Genomic DNA, 6,284 nt, shown 5'->3' on the forward strand with positions numbered 1-6,284 from the left:
ATCGCCGCGCACTTCGCGATTCGCCGAGACCCAGCGGCTCGGAGCACCGTGCCGCATCGCCATCACCTGGGAGAGTTCACCGAATGACAGTCACCGCGACCCGAGCGGACCGGCACTGGATGTCTGTGGCGGTACAACACGCTCACCGCTGTCCGCCTTCGTCGACCGCTTTCAGCGTGGGGGCCGTCATCGTCGACCAGACGGGGCAGGAGATCTCACGAGGGCACAGCCGGGAAACCGACCCCGTCGAGCATGCAGAGGAGTCCGCCCTGGCCAAACTCCTCCCAGACGATCCGCGGTTGCGGCAAGCGACGCTGTACAGCACTCTGGAGCCGTGTTCGCGCCGCGCGTCCCGGCCTCGCAGTTGCACGCAGCTCATCCTGTCGGCGGGGATCGGGCGCGTAGTGATCGCCTGGCGGGAACCGGACCTGTTCGTCATCGGTTGCCAGGGCAAGCGCATGCTCGCGGACGCGGGCGTCGTGGTCGTCGAACTCCCCGAGCTGGCCGAGCTGGCGAAAGCACCCAATGCGCATCTCCTGCGAGGCGAGCAACTCCGGGACCGTGTTTCATGACTGCGGGCTGAGCGGGAGGGATATCCCGCCTTGCCGGGGGCTGGTGGGGACACACAACCTTGGACCCGCTCCGTCGCCGGCGCCGGTGAACGCGCCGCGGTGGGAAGGCCCGGCCCCGGCCTGCTCAGACCGGCAGCGCGCTGAGCCCGAGCGTCCTGACCGCACCGGCCGCCGCCGTCCGCACCGGCCGGCGCGGTGTCTGACGTACGGGGAGCAGTGAGCCACGGGGCTGCCGGAGTGGTTGTTCGGATGGGGAACCGGGGTCGGTGTCATGGCGCTGCTCGTCGCCGTGGCCGCGCCGGCCGTACGGATCCGGCGGGCGGGGCCGCTCGTCCAGGTCCTCGCCGAGTGCACCGCGCTGCTGGTCATCATCAGCCACGCCTGAGCCGCAGGCCGCGCAGGCCGACGGCAGTTCGGCCGCACGGCATCCGCCCCACGCCTCCTTCAGCCCAGCTGCGAAGACGACGGATTCCGTCGGCGGCAGCGGGGAAAGCCGCGACCCGCGGTGGCCGGGGTTCGCCTGCCGGTACGGACTCGACCCCGGCCGGCGCAGTGGGAGGTCGATGCGCTCGACCCAGCCGAACTTCAGCGCCCGCTCCGACGCCAGCACCAGGACGCCGGCGACTGCGGCCGTCGGCGGGAAGAGGAAGGCGGCCAGGGCTGCCAAGAGCCGACTGAGGTCCTTCGCAGGTGCCATGGGCGCCGGGGAAGCGGGGGCGGGTGCGTTCATGACGTGATCAACAACGAACAAGATCCACCTTCACGACGGACTCCAGCCCGAGGGGTGCGCGCACCGCGGCAGCGCCGGGTGGTCCTTCGTCCGGACGGCGGGGAGCCAGGCCGTCACCGTGGGGACCGCCCGGGGCACGCGAATCCGGAACCAGAGGGTGGACCCGTGGTCCTCCTCGTCGATGATGACCTGGCCGTCGGGCAGTTGACACTCCGCTTCGAGGACGTCGCCGTGCCACACCCGGGTCGGTACGACGTTCTCCGCCGTGTACGGCCGGAACGGGTCGACCGCCAGGCCGAGGCTGCACTGCCGGTCGCGGTCGGCGCGGCCCTGGCAGCCCCGCTCGGCGTTGAACACCCGGATGCGGGCCGGGCCTTCGGCGGCTCCCGCCGCCGGGCCGCCGCGGGATCCGTCCCCTCCCGTGTACGACCAGAGCGTGGCGCCCGCGGCCGCGCAGACGGCCACGGCGAGGAGGGCGGGGCGCGGGCGGATCCGCCGGCGCGCGGGACGCCCGGACTCGTGGGCCCGGATCCGTTCGAGCAGGCGCTCGGCGGTGTGCGGGGCGCGGGCGGCGTGGGTGGGGGCGAGACAGTCGGCGGCCAGGGTCCGCCAGAACTCCGGCACGGCGTGGTCCATCCGTAAGGACGCGCGCCCCTCCGCGTACTCCTGCACGGCGGCCCCGCGCGCCGCCGGGGTGGCCCCGGGGAAGGGTGAGACACCGGCCGCGAACACCTCGTGGATCACGATCCCCAGGGCCCAGATGTCGGCGGTCGGCCGGACCGCCACGCCCCGCTCCCCGAGGGGCTCCCTCCACCGTTCGGGCGGGAGGTAGTCCAGGGTGCCCATCGGGGCCGTGTAGCCGTGGGTGCCGGTCAGTTCGATGGCGAACCCGAAGTCCGAGAGCCGCACCTCGCCGTCGCGGCCGATGAGGATGTTCTCGGGCTTGAGGTCGGTGTGCACCCAGCCGGCGGCGTGCAACCGGGCGAGTCCCTCGCAGATCCCGGCGACCAGCCGGCCGCCCTCCGCCTCACCGACCCCGCTGTCGAGGAGGTCGCGCAGGCTGCACCGGGCCCGCTCCATGACGAGGACGATCGCCCCGTCGAGGGCCGGCTGGTCCGGTGCGGTGAGCACCGTCGAGTCGAGCAGCCGGATCAGCCTGGGGTGCCGCGCCCTGCGCCCCAGCTCGACCTCGCGCCGGGCCGCCTCGGCCACGTTGCGGGCCTGGCGCGGCGCGAGTCCGGCGGTCGGCATCACCTTGAGGGCGACCTCTTCCGCGTCCGTACCGTCGGCCGGCCGGCCGGCGTAGACGGTCGCCCAGCCACCGGCACCGATCGGCTCCTCGACGATCCAGTCGCCGATCCGGTGGCCCCGGGGCAGTGGTTCCGGCCGGCCGCTGCCCCATGTGACGGCACGGTCGTGCGCCTCCCCCACGCCTCCTACCTCCCGTGCCCGGCCGGTTCGGTCCGCGGCGGCAACAGGGCGAGATGCTCCTCCCGCACGATGCCGAACTTCAGGGCGAGGCCGACCACGGCCTCCCGCTTGCCGTTCCTCCGGTCCGCCCGGCGGGCCTCGTCCGGGCCGGGGGCGCCGATCCGCAGTTTCTCGTCGGCCAGGTAGTCGATGTGCGAACTGACCGCGCGAGCCGTCAGCCTGGCGCAGGCCGCGTGGGCGCGGAGCCGCTCCACGACCTGGGGCGTGGTCGGCACGGCGACCGGTGAACGGTCCCGCAGCCATGGTTCGCAGAGCGCGACGAGCACGAGGAAGTAGGTGGCGGTCTCGTCCAGGGAGTACGCGCTCAGGGTGCGGCTCTCCCAGGAGCCGCCCAGAAGGTGCGGGTCCAGGTAGATGTGGTCGGGCGCGAACACCTGGAAGAACACCGGCGTGTCACGGCGCGTGGGCAGCACCACCCGGGAGAACTCGAACGGGATGGGCGCCCCGACCCGGCGCGGCGGCACCCGCAGGTACTCGCCCGCCCCCTCCGGGTTCTCCACCAGGTAGCCATGGGTGGTGCTGAGGTTGCTCAGCTGCCAGTGGTCGTCGGTCGCGCGGACCTCCCCCGCCAGGCGGGAGACCGCCTCGTCGGCGAGGCGGAGCTCGACCGGTGTGCTCGGCGCCCCGCGACCGAACCGTGCCCGTTCCCCCGGACCGAGCCGCAGGGTCACCGCGTCGCCGCCGCTCCCCTCCGGCACGTGGACGACAATCCCGCTCACCGCACCCCCGTTCCGACCGTTGCCCGACACCCCGAACGTTACCGCTTGCACATGGTGATTCACCGCGTGTACGGGCCACTTGGGGGCGGAGCGGGGAGTCGGGCCGCGGGTCGGCGGCGGGAAGCCGGCGCATACGGGCCGCTTCGGACCGGCAGCGGGAAGCCGGGCGCACCCGCACCCCGGTCGAAGCGTGTCCTCCGCCGGGCGGGGTGACCACGACGATCCGGGCGACGGCGTTCGTCGACGGCGTTCGTCGACGGCGGAGGTCCGCCGGTCCGCGGCGGCTCCCTACCGGAGTGCCGAGGACGGACGGACGGCCGGACGGTCGGACGGGCGGGCAGGCAGGCGGAGGGGGGAACCTCCCGGCCGGGCGGGGGGCGGGGCCGGCCGGGCGGGTTCAGAGGGCGACCGCGCCCGAGAGGAGCGGGGCCAGCGGGCGGTCGCCGAACGCGGTCCAGGGCTGCCAGCCGCCGCTCGGCCGCAGCTGCACGCGGGTGCGGACCCGGCCGTCGGCGATGACGGCGAAGACGTGCACACGGCCCGTGGCGTCGGCCGCGGCCGACGGCGCGGCGGCGAGCACGACGCCCGGCTCGCCGAAGTCCTCACCGGCGTCCCAGCCGCCGCCCGGCGCGACCTGCCAGCGGTGGGCGAGCCGGTCGCCGCCGGGGGAGAGCGCGAACGCCTCCAGACGGCCGTCGGCGCCGGGGACGAGCAGCGGGGCCGCGGCCGACCAGCCGAACAGCGGCTGCCAGTCGTCCCAGCCGCCGCTGGGCGCCGACTGGCGCCGGTGGAAGGCCGCCACCCCGGAAGGGGCGATCGCGGCGACGGTGAGCCGTCCGCTGCCGTCGCGGGTCACCCGGGGCACGGCACCGGCCGCGGTGCCGAAGCCGCTCCACGGGCCCCAGGCACCGCCCGGCGCCTCCTGCCACCGGTGGTGGATCGCCGTACCGCCGGGGGCGAGGACGAACACCTCCAGCCGGCCGTCGGCGTTGACCGCGACGACCGGCGGCGCTCCCGCGGGACCGCCGAAACCGGCGTCCCAGGGGTCCCACGTCAAGGCTCCCGGCGACGACTGCCGCCGCCGGGCGATGACGGTACCGCCGGGGCCCGGCGCGAAGACCTCAAGCCGGCCGTTCGCGTCGCGGGTGACGGCGGGGGCGGCTCCGGCCGGGCCGCCGAACTCCTCCCAGTCGTACCAGCCGCCGTCGGGCCGCTGCACCCTGTGGTGCAGGTTGGCTCCGCCGGGGGCGAGCGAGAACACCTCCAGTCTGCCGTCGGTGTCGCGGCCGAGCGTGGGAGCCGCACCCGCCGGGCCGCCGAACGGCTCCCAGTCCGACCACGTGTCGGCGTCCGGGTCGAGCTGGACGCGCCGCAGCATGGAACGGTCCCCGGCGTCGAGGGCGAACAGGGTCAGCCGGCCCCGGACGTCCAGGGCGGCGACCGGGTGCTCCGGGCTCTGCCAAGGAGGCGGTGTGTCCTGCCAGTTCAGCGGTGCCAGGTACAGGCCGCGCCGGAACCAGCCCGCGGCGCTCGCGTACCACCGCCGTCCGTCGGTGACCGGCTCGACGGCGTGTCCGGGCACATGGCCGGCGTAGCCGTCGAGGGTGAAGCGGAAGGGGTCCCGGGAGGCGAGGACGTCGGTGCCGTCGTAGCCGCCGCGGGGCCCGAGGAACAGGTGGTACCAGCCGTCCCGTTCGACGACGAAGGGCGACTCGGTGACGGAGACGCCGGTCTGCTCGGTGGACTCGTCGGCGTACGCGACACCGGGCTCGCTCCAGTGCAGCAGGTCGGCGGACCGACGGTGGCAGACCAGGTGGCGGCCGTCGACGGCGGACAGCTCGGTGTAGTACATGACCCACTCGCCGCCGATCCGCACGACCATCGGATCGCGCGCCGCACGCCCGCGGAACAGCGGTCCCGACGGCACACGGGTCCAGGTGAACAGGTCGGTGGAGGTGGCCAGGTTGATCGCGGCCCCGCCGCTGCCGCCGGCGGCGTAGAACATCCAGAACGTGCCGCCCGCCTCGATGACGTGCGGCGCCCACAGGTGCTGCTCACCGTGGTAGGCCGGGTCGACGGTGAGCGCGTCGGCGTGGGCGGTCCACGGGCCGTACGGGTCGGGCGCGGACGCGTGGGTGAGGGAGATCTCTCGGGCGCTGTCGGGGACCTGACCGGGCGCGGCGCTGTCACCGACGATGCCGAACAGATGCCACCGGCCGTTCGCGGCGATCAGGGTGTGGTCGTTGAGGTAGCGCCGTCGGCCGGGGAGGGACGGGTCGTGGACGTGGGTGAAGGGACCGGCGCCGATCCACCGGTGGGACGGGACGTCCCCCGGGGACCCGCCGACGGCGGACGCGGACGCGGTACGGTCCCGGAGCGGGAGCGCGAACGCTCCCGCTCCGGCCGCACGCAGCAGGGACCGCCTGCTGATCGGATGCATGACTCTTCTCCGGAGGGACCCCGGGGGGTCAGTCGACGGCGGGGCCGGCGGTGTTGTCGAGCCAGGTCCATTCGGACCAGGTGGCGAATCCGGTCTGCCATTTGTGGTGGACACCGGCGTGGCTGGTGCCGAAGACTTCGATGCGGCCGTCGGCGTTGGCGAGCGTTCGCTGGTGAGTTGGGAGCCGGCCGGGCCGCCGGTGGGTTCCCAGCCGGACCAACTCGTGGGGTTGATCTGGTATTTGTGGTAGACGCCGGTGGGTCCGGAGGCGAAGACTTCGAGTCGTCCGTCCTGGTTGTGGTCGACGGTGAGGTCGTGTCCGCCGCCGCCGA

3 protein-coding genes and 2 pseudogenes are annotated in these 6,284 nt (G+C 74.3%); 1 reads left to right on the forward strand and 4 read right to left on the reverse strand.

Annotated elements, in window-relative coordinates; all coding sequences use genetic code 11:
* Positions 1–104 precede the first annotated feature (104 nt).
* Positions 105–572, forward strand: a pseudogene (locus IF37_RS0119620) (deaminase); the annotation flags it as partial.
* A 760-nt stretch (positions 573–1,332) separates the two neighbouring features.
* On the opposite strand, the gene IF37_RS0119635 reads toward IF37_RS0119620, so the two are convergent.
* From IF37_RS0119635 to IF37_RS42280, 4 genes and pseudogenes are all read right to left on the reverse strand, one after another.
* Complete coding sequence (locus IF37_RS0119635) at positions 1,333–2,733, reverse strand: serine/threonine-protein kinase (RefSeq protein WP_052845264.1); 1,401 nt, start codon at positions 2,731–2,733, stop codon at positions 1,333–1,335.
* 5 nt (positions 2,734–2,738) lie between these two features.
* Entirely contained in the window at positions 2,739–3,512 is a 774-nt protein-coding gene (locus IF37_RS43670) for a hypothetical protein (protein WP_030744095.1), read from the reverse strand.
* Between the two features lie 397 nt (positions 3,513–3,909).
* Positions 3,910–5,952 carry a family 43 glycosylhydrolase gene (locus tag IF37_RS0119645; protein WP_030744097.1) on the reverse strand — a complete coding sequence of 681 codons (2,043 nt, stop codon included), beginning with the start codon at positions 5,950–5,952 and terminating at the stop codon, positions 3,910–3,912.
* 28 nt (positions 5,953–5,980) lie between these two features.
* Positions 5,981–6,284, reverse strand: a pseudogene (locus IF37_RS42280) (M23 family peptidase); the annotation flags it as partial.

It is taken from the genome of Streptomyces sp. NRRL S-31, assembly GCF_000718775.1.
In the GTDB taxonomy this organism is placed as follows: Bacteria; Actinomycetota; Actinomycetes; order Streptomycetales; family Streptomycetaceae; genus Streptomyces.

Excerpts from the sequence above, each read along its gene's own strand:
- IF37_RS0119645 (WP_030744097.1), bottom strand. The coding sequence starts at position 5,952 with ATGCATCCGATCAGCAGGCGGTCCCTGCTGCGTGCGGCCGGAGCGGGA.